The organism is Streptomyces rugosispiralis, assembly GCF_024505145.1.
In the GTDB taxonomy this organism is placed as follows: domain Bacteria; phylum Actinomycetota; class Actinomycetes; order Streptomycetales; family Streptomycetaceae; genus Streptomyces; species Streptomyces rugosispiralis.
The window spans coordinates 283,880-303,032 of record NZ_JANIAA010000002.1; the positions used below are offsets into that span (position 1 = coordinate 283,880).

The window sequence follows — 19,153 nt, forward strand, 5'->3', positions numbered from 1 at the left end:
CGAACGGCCCAGGCGACGAACAACGTTGCCAGGCGGGCGGACTACGCGGTCTCCCGGCCGTCGGCCGGCGCGCCCGCGCGCCGAAGCCGGTCGTGCGCCTCGTCGACGGCCTCGGCCACGTGGTGGATCAGCTCGGGGAGCGCGTCGGCCACCGCGGTGCTGAGCCCCCGGCCGATGCCGAAGTCCTCCCCTTCCACCGCGTGCACCGTCAGCTCCCTGGGCATCCGGTCGAGCGCCGCGGCCAGGGCGAAGGTCTCACCGAGCCCGAGGGCGTGGGTACTGGCGGAGCGTGTGGCGCAGCGCGCCGCCCGCTCCGCCGTCAGCGTGTGCAGCCGCCCCGGCTGCCCGGGATGCGCGTGCACCACCTCGACCACGACGACGGCGTCCTGGCGGCGCCACGAACCGAGCATCCTCCCGGGCTCGCCATCGCTGTCGGTCAGCACCGTCCCTTCGGGCACTCGGGTGCGCAGGGCCTCGACGACGAGCGGGCCGGCTCCGTCGTCCCGGCGGAACGGATTGCCCACGCCGATCACCACCACCCGGCCCGTCATCCGCGCTCCACCGTCAGGTCCAGGAAGTGCGCGGAACAGGAGATGCACGGGTCGTGGTTGCGGACCGCCCGCTCGCACAGCGCGGTCAGCTCCTCGTCGCCGGGCGGCTCGCCCGGCCCGTCCAGGCGGGACTGCACCTGGCGGCGCAGGTCGTCCTCGATGGCCGCCTGGTTCTGCGCGGTGGGCGGCACGATACGGGCCAGGGTGAGGGTGCCGTCGGCCGCCATGGCGTATCGGTGGTAGAGCAGCCCGCGTGGCGCCTCGGTGGCCGCGCAGCCGGTCGCCGGGCGGGGCGGAACCGCGACCTGCGGCCGGGAGGGCGGCTCGTAGGCGTCGATGATCCGCAGCGCCTCGGCCACGGCATGGGCCACCTCGACGGCTCGGACGATGATGCTCCGGAACGGATTGCGGCACACCGCGCCGGTGGCCGGATCGCCGAGCCCCGCCTCCCGCGCGGCGTCGAGGGCCGAGGGGTGGAGCCACCGTCCGCTGACCGCGTACCGGGCCAGTGAGCCGGTCAGGTAGTGGTGGCCGTCCAGCTCGGACACCAGGGCGGTCGAGTGCGGGACCTGCCGTTCCACCACATGGCGCTCGAACTCCTCCACCGGAAGAGCCCGTACCGGGGTGGCGCCGTCCGGGCCCGCCCCCGCGGCCATGACGGCCGGGGTTCCGGAGTCGATGGCGTACCGGCCGGGGTCGCGCATCGCCAGGAACGGGCCGTCGTAGCGGGCATCGGGGAAGTCGAAGCCGGCCACCCAGCGCACGGTCTCCAGCGCGTCGTCACGGGCCCGGCGCAGCCGCTCGGCCAGCGGGACGAGTTCGGCCGGGGCGGGCACGCGGTAGAAGCCTCCGACGCGGACGTTGATCGGGTGGATGGCGCGGCCACCGAGTTGCTCCATGATGGCGTTGCCCGCCTGTTTGATCCGCAGGCCCCGTTCCACGGCTCCGCGTTGCTCGCGGGCGAGTTCCACGGCACTGGGGTGGCCGAAGAAGTCGGGGGCGTGCAGCAGATGGACGTGCAGGGTCTGGCTCTCGATCCATTCGCCGTAGTAGAGCAGCCGCCGCAGTCCCGCGAGCGGACCGTCGACCGTCACCCCGCAGGCCCGCTCGATGGCCTGGCATGCGGTCATCTGGTACGCGACCGGGCAGATTCCGCAGATCCGTGAGGTGATGTCGGGTGGCTCGCCATGGCCGCGTCCGACCAGGAACGCCTCGAAGAAGCGGGGCGGCTCGTAGATCCGCAGCCGCGCCTCGGCGACCGTCCCGTCGCGCACGGCCAGGTGGAGGGCCGCTTCTCCCTCCACCCGGGCGAGTGCGTCCAGTCGCAGCACACGGGCCCCGCGGTGGCTCATCGGGGCTCTTCCTCCGCCGGGAGCTCGGGGGACTCCCGGGCCGCGAGCTCGGGTACGGGGCCGTATTCGGGCGAGGCCGCGTTGAAGGTGCGGAAGACCCGCACGATGTCCCGCTCCCTCATGCCGTCGTGCCGCAGCTCGCGCACCATCGCCTCCAGGTTGGGTTGGACCATCGGCCCGAAGCAGCCGTAGCACCCGCGCCCGTAGGCGGGACAGAGCGCGCCGCACCCGGCATGGGTGACGGGCCCCAGGCACGGGATGCCCCGCGCGACGGTGATACAGGTCGTGCCGCGCCGCTTGCATTCGAAGCAGACGCTGTGGCCGGAGATGTTCGGCTTCCGCCCGGCCAGAAACGCGGTGATCACTTCCAGTAGCTGGCCGCGGTCGATCGGGCAGCCACGCAACTCGAAGTCGACCGGTACATGCGCCGAGATGGGGGTGGAGGTGTCCAGTGTCGCGATGTACTCCGGGCGGGCGTACACCGCGGCGCGGAACTCCTCGACGTCCGCGAAGTTGCGCAGGGCCTGGACGCCGCCCGCGGTGGCGCAGGCCCCGATGGTGACCAGGCGACGGGAGATCCGCCGGATGTGATGGATGCGCCGCACATCCTCTGCGGTGGTGACGGACCCCTCCACCAGGGAGAGGTCGTACGGTCCGGTCCCCGCGAGAGTGGCCGGCTCCCGGGAGTCCTCCGCGGTGGACATCTCCAGGAAGTGCGCGATGCGCACCCGGCCGGTGAGCGGGAGCAGTTCGTCCTCGCAGTCGAGCAGGGTCAGCTGGCAGCCGTCGCACGAGGCGAACTTCCACACGGCGAGGGCGGGGCGGTCGTCGGAGTCCATCTCACAGCTCCCTGACGGCGAGCAGGGGCCGGGCGCGGTCGTAGCCGACCACCGGGCCGTCCCGGCACAGCAGCAGGGGCCCGAGCTGGCAGTGACCGCAGTGGCCGGTGCCGCAGCGCATGTTCCGTTCCAGTGACACCTGGACCCGACGCGCGGGCAGGCCGCGGGCGAGCAGCGCCCGGACGGTGTGCCGGATCATCACTTCGGGGCCGCAGATCAGCGCCTCGGTCCGATCCGGGCGCCAGTCGACCCGGTCCAGCAGGGTGGTGACCACGCCCACGCTGCCGCGCCAGCCGGGGCCGGGCCGGTCGACGGTCACCTCCACCTGGGCCGAGGCACGCCGCCAGTGCTCCAGTTCCTCCCCGTAGAGCAGATCCGCAGGCGTGCGGGCCCCGAGCAGTGCACGAAGGCGGCCATAGCGCCCGGGGTGGTCGAGCACATGGCGCACCACGGGGCGCAGCGGGGCGAGCCCGATGCCGCCGGCGACCACCAGGACGTCCAGCCCGGCCGCCGCCTCGAGGTCCCAGCCAGTGCCGTAGGGGCCCCGCAGGCCGATCGTGTCCCCCGCCCTGAGCCGGCACAGCGCGCCGGTGACCGCGCCGATCGCGCGCACGGTGTGCACCAGACGGGGACCGGCACCGATCGCGCTGACCGAGATCGGCACCTCACCGACGCCGAAGGCGTACACCATGGCGAACCGGCCCGGCGAGAACTCCGGCAGCGCCCGCCCCACCGGTGCCACCTCCAGCGACACACAGTCCGCGGTCTCCGCCGAAACGGCGGTCACCCGGTACGGCAGGGGCACGGTGGTCACGACGGGACGCTTCCGTGCGGTGTGTACAGGTCGAGCAACCGCAACCGGGTGGCCTGGAGCCGGTCGGCGATCAGCGCCGCGCACCGCAGCATCAACTCGTATCCGAGTTCCGTGTCGGCCATGCACAGCTCACGTACCTCGGCGGCGGGAAACTCCCAGGTCCGCACGGGGCCCAGCGCGCGGGCGCCCAGATGCCAGCGGTACGGCGGGAAGATCCACGACCATCCGAGCTGCTGCCGCGGCCCGAGGGTCTCCACCACCTGGGCCCGCCGGCCGGGGACATACACATCCAGGGCGACCTCGCCGGAACGGATCAGCCAGAACCGGTCGGCGACACCGCCCTCGTCGAACAGGGTGCTGCCGGCGCGGAACTCCCGCTCGTCGGCGAGCGTGAACAGCCGGTCGCGCTGAACCCGCGGAAGGGTTTCCAGCAGCAGTGGCCACCCGGTCATCGTGGGTCGTCCTCCGTACGCCGGGTCCAGTCGTACAGGGCCGCGGCCTCCTCGGTGATGTCGATGGCGACCGGACACCAGACGATGCACCGGCCGCACCCCACACACCCCGACGACCCGAACTGGTCGTACCAGGTGCCCAGTTTGTGGGTGAGCCACTGCCGGTAGCGACTGCGCGACGAGGCGCGTACGGGACCGCCCGGCAGATAGGAGAAGTCCAGGTCGAAGCAGACGTCCCAGACCCGCCAGCGCTCGGCGTGGTCCCCGGTCAGGTCGGTGACGTCCTCGGTGGTGGTACAGAAGCAGGTGGGGCACACCATCGTGCAGTTGCCACAGGTCAGGCATCGGGAGGCGACGTCGTCCCAGCGGGGTGCCTCCAGCGTTTCCGCCATCAGCCGCCGCATGTCGGTGTCCGGCATCCTGCGGCCCATTCGCTCGGCGGCGGACGCGACGGCGCCCGCGGCGGCCCGGCAGACGGCCTCCGGGGCCGGTTCGCCGGGCAGTTCCGCCAGGATCTCGGCCCCCTCCGGGCTGCCACCGCGGATCCAGAACCGGTGTCCCTCGTCATCGACCAGTTCGGTCAGCACCAGGTCGTACCCGGGCCCGGCGGCGGGACCGGTGCCCATCGAGACGCAGAAGCAGGTCGCACCGGGCTCGGTGCACTCCACCGCCACCAGAAACGCCCCTGACCTCCTGCCCCGATAGACCGGGTCGGAGTGCGGCCCGGCGGTGAGGATCCGGTCCTGGACGGCGATGGCCCGCAGATCGCAGGGGCGGACGCCGAGGAACGCGAAGCGGGGAGGCGTGGTGTCGTCCGCCTCGATGACCAGCTCTCCGCCGGTGCGTTCCGCCGTCCACTGGCGGACCCGGGCGGGGTGCAGAAAGGTCTTCCACGACTGCGGACCGGCCGCGTTGGCGAAGGCAGCGCCATCCGTACGCGACCGCAGCCGGTACTGCCCGGCTTCGAGGTCCACACCCCATCCGTACGGTAGTTGACCGGCGGATTCCAGCTCTTCCAGAACGATGGCGCCGTCCCGCACAGTGGGGCCGACCACTGTGTAGCCGCGCGCCCGCAACACATTGACCAGGGCGACCAGCCCCTCCTTACCGATCGCGACTCCTTCGGCCGAAGGAAGGGTCGGCGCACTCACCACAGCTCACCCCGGTCACCGGCGGACAACAGGACCCATCTGCTCACAGGTCCCGTCATGAGCGCGGGAAGCGCCGCCGCGACACGGCGATGCTCGGCCGAACGCGCACACAGGTACCGCTGCGTGGGGTAGCCGTGACGCGCCCTTCTGGTTCTTTCCGGGCCCCGGGGGATCCGCCAGGGACCGTGCTCCGGCCATATCGACTCGACCTGGCCGCCGTCATGCCTACGCCGAGCCCAGGACCAGTACCTGGATGGCCAGGACGGCGGCGCCGCGGGCCCAGTCGTGGAAGTCGGAGACCTTGGTCTCGAGGTTGACCTTGTCGGCCTGGGGATGGCGGTTGGCGAGGATGGCCTTCTCCACCGCCGCCCCGGCCACGTCGACCAGGCCCACTCCCTCGCCGGCCAGCAGGATCTTCTGGGGCATCGCGAAATTGGCGATCTGGGAAACGATGGTGCCGAGGGCTCGGGCCGCCTCGTCCACGACCCGGGCGGCCATGGGCTCGCCATCGGCGGCGAGGCCCAGGATCTCCTCGTACGTCATCTCCCGGCCGGTGGCGGCGTGGAGCTGGTAGCGGATGCTGGGGATGGTCAGCAGGGAGACGGCGCTGCCGCGTTCTCCGTACGGGGTGAGCGGGCCGTGGGGATCGACCATCCAGTGCCGTCCCCGGCCGAGGCTCAGACCGTCCTCGGAGGAGACCACCCGCCTGCCGCCGCTGACCAGTCCGTAACCCAGTCCGGCCCCGATGGTGAGCACCGCGAACCGGTCGAGGCCGCGGCCCGCGCCGAACCAGCACTCGGCCTCGACCAGCGCCGCCACGTCGTTCTCGACGACCGTGGGCAGCCCCGTCCGCTCCTCGACCAGTTCGGCCAGCGGCACCTCGTCCCAGTCGAGGAAGGGCGACCGGATCACGACCGAGCGGTCCCGGACACCGGCCCCCACTCCGATGCCGATCCCGGCCGCCCGGGGATGGGCCCGGGTGAACTCCCGCGTCATCTCGCCCAGCAGATCGATGACCGACGCGGGTTCGTGTGTGGTCAGCGGCCGCTCGTCGCGGGCCATGATGTCGCTGCGGAGTGTGGTGACAACCCCGTACACCATGTCCTCGGTGATCTTGAAGCCGATGAAGAGCCGGGACTCGGCGACCATGTCCAGCGGCTGCGAGGGCCGTCCCTGTCGCACCTCCGCCGATGCCGCGCCCTCGGTGCCCTTCTCGACCAGCAGACCCGATTCGATCAGCGGCTTGGTCAGCCGGGTGAGGCTGCCCGCCGAGAGGTTCAGCCGACGGGCGAGTTCGGCGCGCGACAGCGGACCGTGCACGAGCACCTCGATCGCCACCGCACGTTCCCCCGGACTGAGCGGCAGCCAACTGGCGTCAAGTGTGGTCATGAGGGACGGGATCCTCCATGTTTTCTTTTGCATCGGAAGTAATAGGTTCACTCTATGTGGCCAGAAGTCGCCGCGGGAAGATGCTTGCACGACTCTTGACGGTGTGATTCTTTCGCATCAAAAGTAAGTGGTGCCCGAGGACGAGCCGCAGACGAAAGAGTCCCCTGATGACCGTCGCCTCCAGCAGCCCCCCTTCGCGCCTGCGCCGCGCCGGGGGAGCCACATCGAAACTCAAGATCCGCGGAGCCCGGGAAGCCGGTGACGACGGGGCCCTCGCGGCCGTCTTCATCGCCCCTGCCCTGCTGGGCTTCCTGGTCTTCCTGCTCTGGCCGACGCTGCGAGGCATCTATCTGAGTTTCACCCGCTTCAATCTGCTGACTCCGGCCGAGTGGGTGGGCCTCGACAACTATGACAGGATGATCCGCGACCCCGTCTTCTGGCACTCGCTGGCGGTCACGGTCGAGTACGTGGCCATCAACATCGGTGTGCAGACGGTCGCGGCCCTCGCCATCGCGGTTCTGCTCCAGCGGCTGACGCGGTCGGCCGTACTGCGGGGCATCGTGCTCACCCCGTATCTGATGTCGAACGTCGTGGCCGGCATCGTCTGGCTGTGGATCCTCGACACCCAGATGGGCATCGGCAACGAGATCCTCCAGGGCCTCGGCTTCGACCGCGTTCCCTTCCTGGCCGACGAGACCTGGGCGATCCCCACCATCGCCCTGATCAACGTCTGGCGGCACGTCGGCTACACCGCCCTGCTGCTCTTCGCGGGCCTCCAGGCGATTCACCATCGACAGGAACGGCAAGCGGGGCGACGAACCGGGCTTCGACAAGCACCACGTCAAGGTCTACGGGCTGGCCACCGGAGGCGCGGGCGACGACAACGGCCAGACCCAGTGGAGCCCCTTCACCGGCTCCGCGGGCTGGTCCTACACCGACAAGAAGCGGTGGGGCACGAAGTACAACTACGACAGCCCCCTCTTCCAGTCCGTCGTCAAGTGGTACTTCGGCCTGGCGAAGAAGGGGTACCTCGCACCGCTCGAGGTCTACGGTGATCAAGCGAACCCGCCCAACGCGCAGGTGGCCGCGGGCAAGGCCGCGACGGCCTTCGACGGCGCCTGGATGCTCTCCACGTACTACGGGGCCAAGGGCCTCGACGTGGGCACCGCCCGCACCCCGGTCGGCCCGACCGGCAAGCGGGCCACGATGATGAACGGCCTGGCGGACTCGATCTCCAAAGGCGCCCGCAACAAGGAGGGCGCCAGGAAGTGGGTGGAGTACCTGGCCTCCGACGCGTGCCAGACCGCCGTCGGCGAATACGGGGTCGTCTTCCCCGCCACCCCGGCCGGCACCAGGGCCGCCGTCGCCGCCTACGAGAAAAAGGGAATCGACACCACGGCCTTCACCCAGCCGGTGGCGGACAAGAGGCACTTCACGACCTTCTCGTTCCCGATCACCAACTACGCCGCCGACGTGTACGCGCTCATGCGACCCGCGATGCAGGACCTCTACGGGGGTGGCGCGCCCGCGAGCGGCCTCGACACGACCAACAGCCAGATCAACTTCATTTTCGACCAGTGAACTCTCCACGACCTTACGAAAGGCATCGCCGCATGAAGTTCTCCCTCGGCATCGTCGGCGCCGGGCAGTTCTCCGGCCAGTTCGCCAAGCTGTTCCTCGCCCACCCGGGCGTCGGCGATGTCCACGTCACCGATCTGCTGCCCGAGCGGGCCGAGCAACTGGCCGCCGCGGAAGGCCTGTCGGGTACCTTCCCCTCGTACGAGGCGATGCTGGAGTCGAAGGCGGTCGACGCGGTGGCCGTCTTCACCCAGCGCTGGACACACGGCCCGCTCGTGCTCCAGGGGCTGAACGCGGGAAAACACGTGTACTCGGCGGTACCGATGGCGATCAGCCGCGAGGAGATAGCGGCGATCATCGAGGCCGTACGCGCCACCGGCCTGACGTACATGATGGGTGAGACGAGCCAGTACAACCCGGCGACCGTGCACGCCCGCGACCAGATCGCCGACGGCGCCTTCGGACGGCTCTTCTATGCCGAGGGCGACTACGTACACGACATGGACCTCGGCTTCTACGAGGCCTATCAGTACAGCGGCGGCGAGAACTGGAAGGCGACCGCCAGCTATCCGCCGCTGCTCTATCCGACGCACTCCGTCGGCGGGGTGCTCGGCGCCTGGCAGACGCACGCGGTGAGCGTGTCGGCGATCGGAGTGAAGGACGAGCGCGGGGACGGTGTCTTCGACCAGGAGATCAGCCAGTTCGGGAACGACATCTCCAACGCCACCGCGCTGTTCGAGGTGGCGGGTGGCGGCTCGTTCCGTACGAACGAGTTCCGGCGGGTCGGCTACCCCTCGCACATCCGCGAGTCGCGTTTCCGGTTCTTCGGGACGGACGCCAGCATGGAACAGCTCGCCACGGTGAGCTTCTGGCAGGACAAGGAGGGGGTCAAGGACATCACGGAGCTGCTGGAGCCCAAGCCGACACTGGCTCCCGACGACCCGTCGCTCGAGCACATCGCGCCCGCCCTGCGCGCCGCCTTCACCTCGGGTTCCGCGCCCGTGCACGACCGCTCGCGGCTGCCCCGGGAGTTCGACCACCTGCACAACGGGCACGAGGGAAGCCACCACTTCCTGGTGGACGACTTCGTGACCGCGGTCAACACCCGCACACTGCCCTCCGTGAACGCATGGGTCGCGGCCCGCTACACCCTGCCGGGCATCGTGGCGCACGAGTCCGCGCGGCAGGGCGGAGTCCGGCTGGAGATCCCCGACTTCGGGGACGCGCCCGAGAGCTGAGCGGCCTCGGACCGGCTGCCCCCGGGGCAGCCGGTCAGGTGCCCAGCCTCCTCCTGGGTATGCGCCCGGCCGGCTCCTGCTCCTGCGCGCCCTTGGCCCACAGGGAGCGCACATGGCCGAGGTGGCGGGCCATGCACGTCTCGGCGCCCGTCACATCACCCGCGACCATCAGGTCGAGGAGTTCGATGTGCTCCTCGGCGGACGGGATCAGCTGATCGCGCTCGTCCAGTGTGGTCAGTCCGTAAAGGCGTGAGCGTTTGCGCAGGTCGCCGACGGTTTCGACGAGCCGGTCGTTTCCGGCGAGCGCGAGCAGGGAGAGATGGAACTGGCGGTCGGCCTCCAGATAGCCGATGAGGTCGTGCTCGCGCGCGGCGCGCACGATGTCCTCCGCCACCGGGCGCAGCGCTTCCAGGTCCTCGCGGGCGGCGCCGCGGGTGATCCGGCCGATCATGGGGACCTCGATCAGGGCGCGGATCTCGGTGTACTGGTCGAGGTCGCGTTCGTTGACCTCGGTGATGCGGAAACCCTTGTTGCGCACCGGTTCGACAAGACCCTCGCGGGCCAGGTCGAGCATCGCCTCGCGCACCGGCGTCGCGGAGATGCCGAAGTCCTCGGCCAGGCCGGGGGCCGAGTAGACCTCGCCTGGGCGCAGTTCGCCGGAGATCAGCGCGGCGCGCAGGGCATGGGCCACCTGGTCGCGCAGCCGCTCCCTGGTGGTGATGAGCTTGCGCTGTTTGAGGTGGCCCATGACGGTTGGTGTTCCTTTCGTGCCCCGTGCCCGCACGGCAGAGAGGATCACCAGAGTACAATGTCATGTTGTTCTCGTGGGCGGTGTTCTCGCGGGTGGCCGTGTGCGGATGCGGCTACGGCCACCGGTTCAGCGACCTTCGATCAGTTCCCCCATCCACGCCTCGATCGCGTCCGGGGTGCGCGGCAGGGCGCCCGACATCAGCCGGGCTCCTTCGGCGGTGATCACCAGGTCGTCCTCGACGCGTACCCCGATGCCCCGCAGTTCGTCCGGCAGCGTCTCGTCGTCGGCCTGGAGGTAGAGGCCGGGCTCGACCGTGAGCACCTGGCCCTCCGCCAGCACCCCGTCCAGATAGGTTTCCGCCCGCGCCTGCGCGCAGTCGTGGACGTCGAGCCCGAGCATATGTCCGCTGCTGCACAGGGTGTAGCGACGGTGGAAGTCGCCCTCGGGGCTTTTGAGCACACCCCATTCCGCGAGCCCCTCCGCGATCACGCGCATCGCGGCCCGGTGGAAGTCACGGAAGCTCGCGCCCGGCCTGAGCGCCGCGATGCCCGCGTCCTGGGCGGCGAGCACGAGGTCGTACACCTGCCGTTGCACGGGGGAGAACCGCCCGGAGAGCGGGAGGGTGCGCGTGATGTCGGCGGTGTAGAGGCTGTCCGTCTCCACGCCCGCGTCCAGAAGCAGCAGCCGCCGTGCGTCCAGGGGCCCGTCGTTCCGGATCCAGTGCAGGACGCAGGCGTGGGCACCGGACGCCACGATGGTCTCGTAGCCGGTGCCGTTGCCCTCCGCGCGGGCGCGCAGGCCGAAGACGCCCTCGATCCAGCGCTCGCCGCGTGGGTGGGCGAGGGCGCGCGGCAGGGCGCGTACCACGTCCTCGAAACCGGCGACCGTGTGGTCCACGGCGAGTTGCAGCTGCCCCACTTCCCAGACATCCTTGATCAGCCTCAACTCGCTCAGGGCCGCGGACAGTTCGGCGTCGACCGTGGCGTCGCGGCCCGGCGGCAGCTCCGCCCGGTCGCCGATGGCGGCACAGCGGATGCCGGTCATGCGCTCGGTCTCGTCGAGGTCGGGGCGCCGGCCGACCCAGAACTCGCCGTAGCGCCGGTCCCGGTAGAAGCCGTCGTCGCCGCGCGGCGAGCGGGGCCGCACATACAGGACCGCCTCATGCCGGTGGGGCCCGTCCGGCTCCAGGACCAGGACGTGCCCGGCCTGCTCTTCGCCGGTCAGACCGGTGAGCCAGGCGTACGCGCTGTGCGGCCGGAAGCGGTGGTCGCAGTCGTTCGAGCGGACCCGCAGCTCTCCCGCGGGGATGACCAGCCGCTCACCCGGGAAGCGGGCGGACAGCCGGGCGCGGCGAGCGGGGGTGAAGTCGGCGGCGGCCTGCCGGATGTCCGCGGGCAGCGGCATCGGCGCCCAGTCACCCGCCATGAAGACCTCGAACTCCGGTGAGACGGGCAGGTCATGGCCGGCTGTCCGCGGTGCGCCGGTCAGGGGCTCGGTCATCGGTCCTCCTTGTTCCGTACGTTGACGAGTCGTTCCGTACCTTGACGAGCTCTCCGCGATCCATCGCGTCGAGGGTCTTGCACCCTGTGCAATTTCACATTATTACGTTACGCATCACATAGCACCACACGCTCTCATATGCGGCTCCGCACAGGGCGATTCAGGCCCTGATGAGGCACCGCTGCCCCGTAGCCCTTGTCACCTCCCCCACAGGAGTCAACGGTGTTCCAGTCGAGAATCCCGCGCGGATCCACGCGCAGATGTCTGCTCACAGCCGTGGCGGTGATCACGCTCTGCGTGACGGCGTCCCCGTCCGGTCACGCGGCCGTCCCCGCTTCCGCGCGGCCCTCGGTGTTACGGCCGGCCGCCTCGCCCGACCCCTTCGACAGGGTCGACCGCCTGGCCGAGGCCCCGGGCCGGGTACGGAAGGTCCCGGCCCCCGACGGCCTCACCGACGGCGGCGTCCCCGGCACCCGGACGCCCGAGCCGAAGCGCCGAGGACGCGCCGTCACTCCGCACGCCACACTCGGCACGGCATCCGTGCCCTGCACCCTCGACGGCGTCACCGGCCTGCCCCCGGAGCGGTTCGCCGACTTCCTGGCCGACCCCGCCGTCACCGCCGACGGCTGTCTGCGCTCGATCCTGTGGACCTGGGACCAGCGACTCGTCCCCGTCATGTCGGACGAGCACGTCCAGGCCGTCTCCCGCCGCATCACCCAACTCGCCGCCTCCCACGACGGCAAGGACGGCAGCCATCTGCTGGAGATGTTCACCTATCTGCACGCGGTGGCGTACCAGGACTTCTCGCACGACGAGATCGACATCACCGACGCGCCGACCGTCGACGCCATGCGCGCGGCCGTCGACGCCTTCGGCTCGGCCGCCCGCACCTTCGACGTCACCCGACCCAACGCCGAGACCCTGCGCGAAGCTCTCGACGCGGCCTCCGCCCCCGGCCTGCGCCAGCACCAACTGCCCCTGATCAAGCGGGTTCTGGCCACCATGGACGCCCAGCACCCCGAAACCGCCCAGGACACCTCCTGGGCCGGTGCCGCCCTCGCGGCGCTCACGGTGAACTACCTCGGCGTGTATCCCGGCAACAAGGACGCCGCCTTCCACGCCGCGGTCACGGCCGACCCCGCATACCGGGCGGCCTTCAGCTCCTTCGCCGGTTACACCCACCTCAAGGACGGGCCCAACGCCTGGGTGATACGCGACGCGCTCAGCGAGTACGGCCGCTTCGGCCAGATCGAAGGGCTCCGCGACGAGATCGTCCCCGGCCTCGGCAGCCTGCTGGACACCACCGCCCACAACTTCGGGGACAGCAGCGCGCCCTGGGCGAAGGTCGCCACCTGGCTCGGGGTGTTCGAAGCCTGCGCCCCGTACCACGTGTGCAAGGACGACATCGAGAAGCGTCTCTTCCCGTACACGTACGTCTACGGCAACGACGACACCGACGGCATCCAGGTCCGCACCGCCCTCGACCGGGACACCGTGGACCAGCTCTATTACGCGAGCAAGCAGGTCAAGGCGCAGTTCCACCGTGTGCTCGGCACGGGGGCGCCGCTCGCGGACGACACCAACACCACGCTGCACATCGTCCTGTACGGCTCGCGCGCCGACTACGAGAACTTCCACCCGCTCCTCACCGGCATGGACACCAACAACGGCGGCGTCTACATCGAGAGCGGGGCGACCTTCTACACCTACCAGCGTCGCGTCCCGCAGGACTCCTCACTGACCCTGGAGGAGCTGTTCCGCCACGAGTACACCCACTACCTCAACGGTCGCTGGGCGGTGCCCGGCCTCTTCGGCGAGGGACCCTGGTACGAGGGCGACCGGACCACCGCGATGGACGAGGGCACCGCCGAGTTCTTCGACGGCGCCACCCGCGACGACGGCATCCGGGTCCGCAAGTCCTTGGTCCAGGGGATCATCGACGACACGGCCGGCGGCGGGCCGCGCATGTCCGTGCACCAGCTCCTGCACGCGACGTACGACGGCGACGGCTTCCGCTTCTACGACTACGCGGGCACGTTCTTCGAGTTCCTGTGGCTCGAGCACCCCTCCCTCCTGCGGGAGATGTACCGCGATCTGCGCGCCGACGACCCCGCGGCCTTCGACGCCTGGCGCGACCGGCTCGGCGGGGACGCGGGGCTGCAGAGCGCGTACGACCGCTTCCTCGACCAACAGATCGCCCACGTCGGCGACTTGTATGTGCCCCGCACCAGCCACACGCCCCTGGGTGAGCTCCGTGACACCTCGGCCGACCAGATTCGCTCCTCCTTCACCGCGATGACCGCGTCCGACCCGAGCTGCCATGCCACCGGCGCGCCGACGCGTCCCCGGTTCGTCTGCACCGGCCGGATCACCGCGAACCTGACCGATGCCCGCGACACGGACGCGGTCTTCGAGGACATGTCCGAGACGGTCGACTACTTCATCCTCGACCGGGCCGCGGGCGGCGACAACAACCTGACCGATATGAACTGCTGGTTCGGCGAGGTGGACATCTGGTCCGACCAGCGCGCGGGGACCTCGGACTACACCTGCGAGGGTCCCCTCCGCGGCTGATGTGTCACCGGCGTCGAGGCCGCGCCCCCGGCCCATGGTCAAGGCTTCCTGAGCCGGGGGCGCGGCCGCCGTCGGCCGTGACTCAGGGCGAGGTGGTCCAGCGTGGCGCGGTCTCGGCCCACTCGGTGTCCCACTCGGCGAGATTGCGCCGACGCAGGACCACGGCGGCGCAGCGGTAGGCGGCGGCACCGGCGAGGGTCACGGTCAGGAAGGCCACAAGCGCCCAGCCCATGGTGCGGCTGCGGATCTGCGCGGCGGACATGGGCGGCTCGGCGATCGCGCCGTCCGCGTCGACCCACACATGGACGGAGCTGCCCGCGTTCAGTCCGGGCAGGACGCCGGTCTCGGCGGTGCGGGTCCGTCCGTTCGGGTCGATGAAGCGGACCGTGGCGGGGTAGCGGTTCTCCCTCGCCTCCGCCGATCCGGGCTCCGGGTGATCCGGGGCGTCGTGGGTGAGGACGGCGGTGGTGCGGTGCAGGGTCTGCCGGTGGTGCTCGGCGGCCGCGCGGTAGTGGCGGTGGGCGGCGTCACCGGTGAGGAACATCGCACCGAGCCCCAGGAGCGGCACGAGCAGCAACAGCGCCAGCGCGATCCGGCCCTGGAGGCGGTCGGTGCACCGATAGAGCGGATTGTGCCGCCAGCGCCAGAGCGACAGGGGATGCACGAGCTCGTGGTGCGGGGGTTCGGGCGGTGGCTGCGCGGGGGGTATTACACCGGACACGGTGGTACTCCTTCGAGAGCAGGCGGCCGACCGCGACCGGGTGCGGGCGGTGCGGTCACGGGACGCCAGCTGGCGTACGGGGGTGAAGTACCGGAGACCCCGGCCGTGGGGCGGCGGGGTCAGCGGGGTCGGCGGAGGAGCGGGCCAGGTCAGGGCGGGGACGTACCACTGGCCGACGGATGTGCGTGCGCGGCCCGCAGGATCTTCGCGGCGCCGCGGATCGCCGCGGTGTGCGGTGCGGGAACCGCCCGCAGCGGCGCGTGAGTGCCGCCGATGAGCCGGTGAGTGAGGTCGGGGCGCAGGGCGCCGCCGCCGGCCAGGAGGGCTCCCCGGGCCAGGGCCTCGGCGGTGAGGGAGGTGCGGTCCTGCCGGAGCATTGAGGTGATCATGGTGCCGATGGCTTCGCTGATCTCCGCCGTGGCCCCGGCGCCGGTGAGGTCGGCGGTGCCCAGGGCGGTGCGGCGGGCGTCGAAGACCAGGCCGTCGAGGAGCAGGACCACCTCGGTGAGGTGGGCTCCGATGTCCACCACGAGCAGCGGCAGGGAGAGGTCGGCGTCCGCGGCCAGGGCGATGGCGCGTGCGGTGGGGACGGTCAGGACCGCGCGCGGGCGCAGCACCTCCACGGCGGTGCGGGCCCGTTCCCGGTAGGCGGGGCCGTCCAGCACGGGCGCGGTGACCACCACCAGCGGGCGGGTGAGCTGGGGCAGGCGGTGGCTGAGCAGCCGGTCGAGCATCCGGGCCGTTCCGGGGACGTCGACGATGGCACCGCGCTGGATCGGGTACACCGCCCCGGCACCGGGGGAGGTGATGGTGGGTACGTCGAGGACCATGCCGCGGCCGGCGATCCAGGCGCGGGTGCGGGCGCTGCCCAGGTCGAGGGCGAGGCCGCAGCAGTGTCGGCACGACGGCCAGGGCCGGTGCCGGTGCCCGGTGGGGGAGCCGGACCGGAAGCGGCGGAGGACGGTCATCGCCCGGCCTCCCGCACCTGCTGGCACCGTGCGCAGTAGCGGGCCTGCGGAACGATCATCAGGCGTTCGCGTTCGACGGGGCGACGGCACAGGTGGCAGGTGCCGTAGCGGCCCTCGGCGATGCGTCGCAGCGCCGCCTCGACGTCGGCGAGGACCATGCGCGCGGAGGCGGCGACTTTGACCTGCACTTCGGCCTGTGCCGCGGAGCGGCGCCGGAGCAGGTCCTCGGCGCGGGGCGCCGCGGCGATCTGCCGCAGCTGTTCCTGGCGGAAGAGGTGCTGTTCGTGGAGGTTCTCCCGCAGCGCGGCGAGGTCCTCGGGCGACAGGTGCGCGGCAGGGTTGTCGATGGTCTGGTGGTTCACCACTTCACCCCTTTGAGCAGGGCGGAGACGAAGACGGGTGGGATGGGGCGGGTCAGGCGGTGGCGCGGCCCTGGCAGGCCACGCAGTACCGGGTGTAGGGGAGGATCTCCAGGCGTTCGGCGGGGACCGGCTTGGCGCAGCCCTGGCAGGTGCCGTACGTGCCGTCGCCGATACGGGCGAACGCCTCGTCGATCTCGGTGAGGACTCGCTGGATCGCCTCCCTCTGCGCGGACACCAGATGGGCGTCCGTGCTCTGGGCGCTCTCGTCGAGGGCGCGCAGCTGGGCCAGACGGCTGTTGCGGGCGTGTTCCAGGCGCTGGCGGGCCTCATGAGAGGTCAGCCGCCCGGGGCGGGGACCGGTCTGGGCGGTGTCGATCGGCACGATGAGGTCCTTTCGCGGAAAGCGCGCTGCGCGCGGCAGTGGCCGCCCGGTTCCGCCCTCCACGGTCTCCATGACCGCGAGCACTGGCCGTACCGGACGGCTCGATCACCTTCGACTCTGCTCGACCCGGCGCCGGAAGCCCATCGGGCGCGGACCCCATTTGCCCGGGACAGCGGTGACCACGGGGCGACGGCGGGGAGCGGCGCATGGGTACCCGAGGACCCCGGATATGGGGAACGGACCCCATCGACCGCGCGCGGTGCGGGCGGCAGGCTGTGTCAGGCTCGGTCGTGATCAGTCGCGGCGGCTCCGCCCGGGGGCGATGAGCGACAGTAGAGCTGATCACACTTGGAGCGCAGAAGGAGGAGTTTCCCCGGTGTCGCTGTTCTGGCGGATCTTCGGGCTCAACGCCCTGGTGCTGGGCACCGCCACGGCGCTGCTGCTGTGGGCGCCGGTGACCGTCTCCGTGCCGGTGCTGCTGACCGAGGCGATCATCCTGCTCGGCGGCCTCGCCGTCATGCTGGTCGCCAACGGCACCCTGCTGCACTGGGGCCTGGCCCCGCTGGACCGGCTGACCAGGCTGATGACCACCGTCGACCTGCTGCGCCCGGGTCAGCGGCTGCCCGTGCCCGGCGCCGGCGGCGGCAGCGAGGTGTCCGAGCTGATCCGCACCTTCAACGCCATGCTCGACCGGCTGGAGCATGAACGCGCCACCTCCAGCGCGCGGGCGCTGCTGGCCCAGGAGGCGGAACGCCGCCGCATCGCCCAGGAGCTGCACGACGAGGTCGGGCAGAGCATGACCGCGATCCTGCTGGTGCTCAAGCGCACCGCGGACGACGCCCCCGAGCCGCTGCGCGAGGACCTCCAGCAGGCCCAGGAGATCACCCGGGAGAGCCTGGACGAGGTCCGCCGCCTGGTGCGCCGGCTGCGGCCCGGCGTCCTGGACGACCTGGGCCTGGTCAGCGCGCTGACCTCGCTCACGCAGGACTTCGCCACCCACACCGGGCTGCGTGTCGTGCGCCGCCTCGACGCCGACCTGCCCGCCCTCGACCAGGAGAGCGAGCTCGTGCTGTACCGGGTGGCTCAGGAGAGCCTGACCAACGCGGCCCGCCACGCGGACGCGCGGCGGGTCGAGGTGAGCCTGCACCGCGCCGGCGAGGCGGTGGTGCTGGAGATCGCCGACGACGGCCGCGGTATCGAGGCCGCCTGCGAGGGCGCCGGGATCCGCGGTATGCGCGAACGGGCCCTGCTCGCCGGAGCCACCCTGGACATCACCTCGACGCCCGGCACCGGCACCCGGATCCGCCTCATCACCCCCGCCCCCAGGAAGCAGCTCTGACCATGCCCGACCCGACCCCGCCCGGACCCACCACGGCCGCGACGCCGTCTGCGACGGACGCGGCGCCGATCCGCATCCTGCTCGCCGACGACCACGCTCTCGTACGCCGCGGCGTCCGCCTGATCCTCGACCGGGAACCCGACCTGGAGGTCGTCGCCGAGGCCGGGGACGGCGCCGAGGCCATCGAGGCGGCCCGGAACCAGGAGATCGACCTGGCCGTGCTCGACATCGCCATGCCGCGCCTGACCGGTCTCCAGGCCACCCGCGAGCTGGTGGCGCTCAAGCCGGGCCTGCGCATCCTGATGCTGACGATGCACGACAACGAGCAATACCTGTTCCAGGCGCTCAAGGCCGGGGCCTGTGGCTATGTGCTGAAGTCGGTCGCCGACCGGGATCTGGTCGCCGCCTGCCGGGCCGCGATGCGCAACGAGCCGTTCCTCTACCCCGGCGCGGTCACCGCACTGATCCGCAACTACCTGGACCGCGTCCGCCACGGCGAGGAGGACCCCGACCAGCTCCTCACCCCTCGTGAGGAGGAGGTCCTCAAACTCGTCGCCGAAGGGCACTCCTCCAAGGAGATCGCCGAGATCCTGTTCATCAGCGTCAAGACCGTGCACCGCCACCGGGCCAACCTGCTGCACAAACTCGGTCTGCACGACCGGCTGGAGCTGACCCGCTACGCCATCCGCGCCGGTCTCGTCGAACCCTGACGCCCGCCCCGATCACCAGCGGGAAGTCGAGCACCCGGCAGGAAAGGGACGGTGCATGCGCCCAGCACCCCGCGACGCCATCCCGGCCGCCGGCCGCCGGTTCGCGGTAACGCTCATCGCGCTCCTCGCCGTCCTGCTGGCGCTGGTTCCCGCCGATACCGTGCGCGCCGCTTCGGGTCCGGTGGCCCATCCGGCCTCGGTGGCCACGGGCGCCGAGCGCCCGGACACCGGTCCCCGCGCGGATGACCCGTGTGCCGCCGGCTGCGCGGCCCAGGCCAGGGTCCGGCACGACCACCTCGGTGAGCGCCCGTGCCCACCGGACCACCACGCCACCGACCCCCGCGACACGGGTGCCGACCCGGCTGTCGGCACCCGTACTTCAGCGCCCTCCGCGTACGCACCCGTCTCTCCAGGCCGATCGGCCCACGACCGCGGCCGGGCCCCTCCGGCGCCCGCAGGTATCTGACGCCACCCATCACCCT

At 71.3% G+C, this 19,153-nt stretch carries 19 protein-coding genes and 1 pseudogene; 7 read left to right on the top strand and 13 right to left on the bottom strand.

All coding sequences use genetic code 11. The features are described 5' to 3' along the window. Positions 1-41 precede the first annotated feature (41 nt). From NP777_RS05280 to NP777_RS05310, 7 genes are all read right to left on the bottom strand, one after another. Positions 42-551 (bottom strand): hydrogenase maturation protease, encoded by a 510-nt coding sequence (locus NP777_RS05280; protein WP_256648858.1) that lies wholly within the window; start codon positions 549-551, stop codon positions 42-44. Beyond that, positions 548-1,903, bottom strand: a complete 1,356-nt coding sequence (locus NP777_RS05285) for a Ni/Fe hydrogenase subunit alpha (RefSeq protein ID WP_256648859.1) — start codon at positions 1,901-1,903, stop codon at positions 548-550. The genes NP777_RS05280 and NP777_RS05285 overlap by 4 nt, the downstream gene beginning before the upstream one ends. After that, a complete protein-coding gene (locus tag NP777_RS05290) occupies positions 1,900-2,742 on the bottom strand; it encodes an NADH-quinone oxidoreductase subunit B family protein (protein ID WP_256648860.1) in 843 nt (280 codons plus the stop codon). The genes NP777_RS05285 and NP777_RS05290 overlap by 4 nt, the downstream gene beginning before the upstream one ends. Position 2,743: 1 nt before the next feature. Continuing rightward, entirely contained in the window at positions 2,744-3,556 is an 813-nt protein-coding gene (locus tag NP777_RS05295) for an FAD/NAD(P)-binding protein (RefSeq protein WP_256648861.1), read from the bottom strand. After that, entirely contained in the window at positions 3,553-4,008 is a 456-nt protein-coding gene (locus NP777_RS05300) for a cyclic nucleotide-binding domain-containing protein (RefSeq protein ID WP_256648862.1), read from the bottom strand. Before NP777_RS05300 ends, NP777_RS05295 begins: the two co-directional genes overlap by 4 nt. Next, complete coding sequence (locus NP777_RS05305) at positions 4,005-5,162, bottom strand: 4Fe-4S dicluster domain-containing protein (protein ID WP_391858457.1); 1,158 nt, start codon at positions 5,160-5,162, stop codon at positions 4,005-4,007. The genes NP777_RS05300 and NP777_RS05305 overlap by 4 nt, the downstream gene beginning before the upstream one ends. Positions 5,163-5,384: 222 nt before the next feature. Continuing rightward, entirely contained in the window at positions 5,385-6,548 is a 1,164-nt protein-coding gene (locus NP777_RS05310) for an ROK family transcriptional regulator (protein WP_256648864.1), read from the bottom strand. A 167-nt stretch (positions 6,549-6,715) separates the two neighbouring features. Here NP777_RS05310 and NP777_RS05315 point away from each other — a divergent pair. The 3 genes and pseudogenes from NP777_RS05315 to NP777_RS05325 all read left to right on the top strand — a co-directional run. Next, positions 6,716-7,333 (top strand): annotated as a pseudogene (locus tag NP777_RS05315) (carbohydrate ABC transporter permease); the annotation flags it as partial. Between the two features lie 70 nt (positions 7,334-7,403). Next, complete coding sequence (locus NP777_RS05320; protein WP_256649091.1) at positions 7,404-8,129, top strand: extracellular solute-binding protein; 726 nt, start codon at positions 7,404-7,406, stop codon at positions 8,127-8,129. A 32-nt stretch (positions 8,130-8,161) separates the two neighbouring features. Continuing rightward, complete coding sequence (locus tag NP777_RS05325; RefSeq protein ID WP_256648865.1) at positions 8,162-9,364, top strand: Gfo/Idh/MocA family protein; 1,203 nt, start codon at positions 8,162-8,164, stop codon at positions 9,362-9,364. Between the two features lie 34 nt (positions 9,365-9,398). Here NP777_RS05325 and NP777_RS05330 read toward each other — a convergent pair whose 3' ends face one another. Together NP777_RS05330 and NP777_RS05335 are read right to left on the bottom strand one after the other, a co-directional pair. Further along, entirely contained in the window at positions 9,399-10,112 is a 714-nt protein-coding gene (locus tag NP777_RS05330; RefSeq protein WP_256648866.1) for a GntR family transcriptional regulator, read from the bottom strand. Positions 10,113-10,241: 129 nt separating this feature from the next. Beyond that, the gene (locus NP777_RS05335) at positions 10,242-11,615 is read right to left on the bottom strand and encodes an aminopeptidase P family protein (protein WP_256648867.1); all 1,374 of its coding nucleotides are present in this window, start codon (positions 11,613-11,615) and stop codon (positions 10,242-10,244) included. A 222-nt stretch (positions 11,616-11,837) separates the two neighbouring features. On the opposite strand from NP777_RS05335, the gene NP777_RS05340 reads away from it, so the two are divergent. Beyond that, entirely contained in the window at positions 11,838-14,189 is a 2,352-nt protein-coding gene (locus NP777_RS05340) for a collagenase (protein ID WP_256648868.1), read from the top strand. 82 nt (positions 14,190-14,271) lie between these two features. Here the strand turns inward: NP777_RS05340 and NP777_RS05345 are convergent, their stop codons facing one another. The 4 genes from NP777_RS05345 to NP777_RS05360 form a co-directional block, all read right to left on the bottom strand. After that, entirely contained in the window at positions 14,272-14,910 is a 639-nt protein-coding gene (locus NP777_RS05345) for an Rv1733c family protein (protein WP_256648869.1), read from the bottom strand. A gap of 149 nt (positions 14,911-15,059) precedes the next feature. Then, a complete protein-coding gene (locus tag NP777_RS05350) occupies positions 15,060-15,878 on the bottom strand; it encodes a rod shape-determining protein (protein WP_391858458.1) in 819 nt (272 codons plus the stop codon). Further along, positions 15,875-16,243 carry a TraR/DksA family transcriptional regulator gene (locus NP777_RS05355; protein ID WP_256648871.1) on the bottom strand — a complete coding sequence of 123 codons (369 nt, stop codon included), beginning with the start codon at positions 16,241-16,243 and terminating at the stop codon, positions 15,875-15,877. The genes NP777_RS05350 and NP777_RS05355 overlap by 4 nt, the downstream gene beginning before the upstream one ends. A gap of 49 nt (positions 16,244-16,292) precedes the next feature. Then, the gene (locus NP777_RS05360; protein WP_256648872.1) at positions 16,293-16,622 is read right to left on the bottom strand and encodes a TraR/DksA family transcriptional regulator; all 330 of its coding nucleotides are present in this window, start codon (positions 16,620-16,622) and stop codon (positions 16,293-16,295) included. 376 nt (positions 16,623-16,998) lie between these two features. On the opposite strand from NP777_RS05360, the gene NP777_RS05365 reads away from it, so the two are divergent. Genes NP777_RS05365 through NP777_RS05375 form a run of 3 tightly spaced genes read left to right on the top strand, consistent with a single transcriptional unit; the run spans position 16,999 to position 19,137 of the window. Then, positions 16,999-17,961: a HAMP domain-containing sensor histidine kinase gene (locus NP777_RS05365; RefSeq protein ID WP_256648873.1), complete on the top strand. Its 963-nt coding sequence runs from the start codon at positions 16,999-17,001 to the stop codon at positions 17,959-17,961. Between the two features lie 2 nt (positions 17,962-17,963). Then, positions 17,964-18,671, top strand: coding sequence for a response regulator (locus NP777_RS05370; protein ID WP_256648874.1), 708 nt, complete (start codon positions 17,964-17,966; stop codon positions 18,669-18,671). Positions 18,672-18,726: 55 nt separating this feature from the next. Continuing rightward, positions 18,727-19,137, top strand: coding sequence for a hypothetical protein (locus NP777_RS05375; RefSeq protein ID WP_256648875.1), 411 nt, complete (start codon positions 18,727-18,729; stop codon positions 19,135-19,137). The last annotated feature ends 16 nt before the right edge of the window (positions 19,138-19,153 follow it).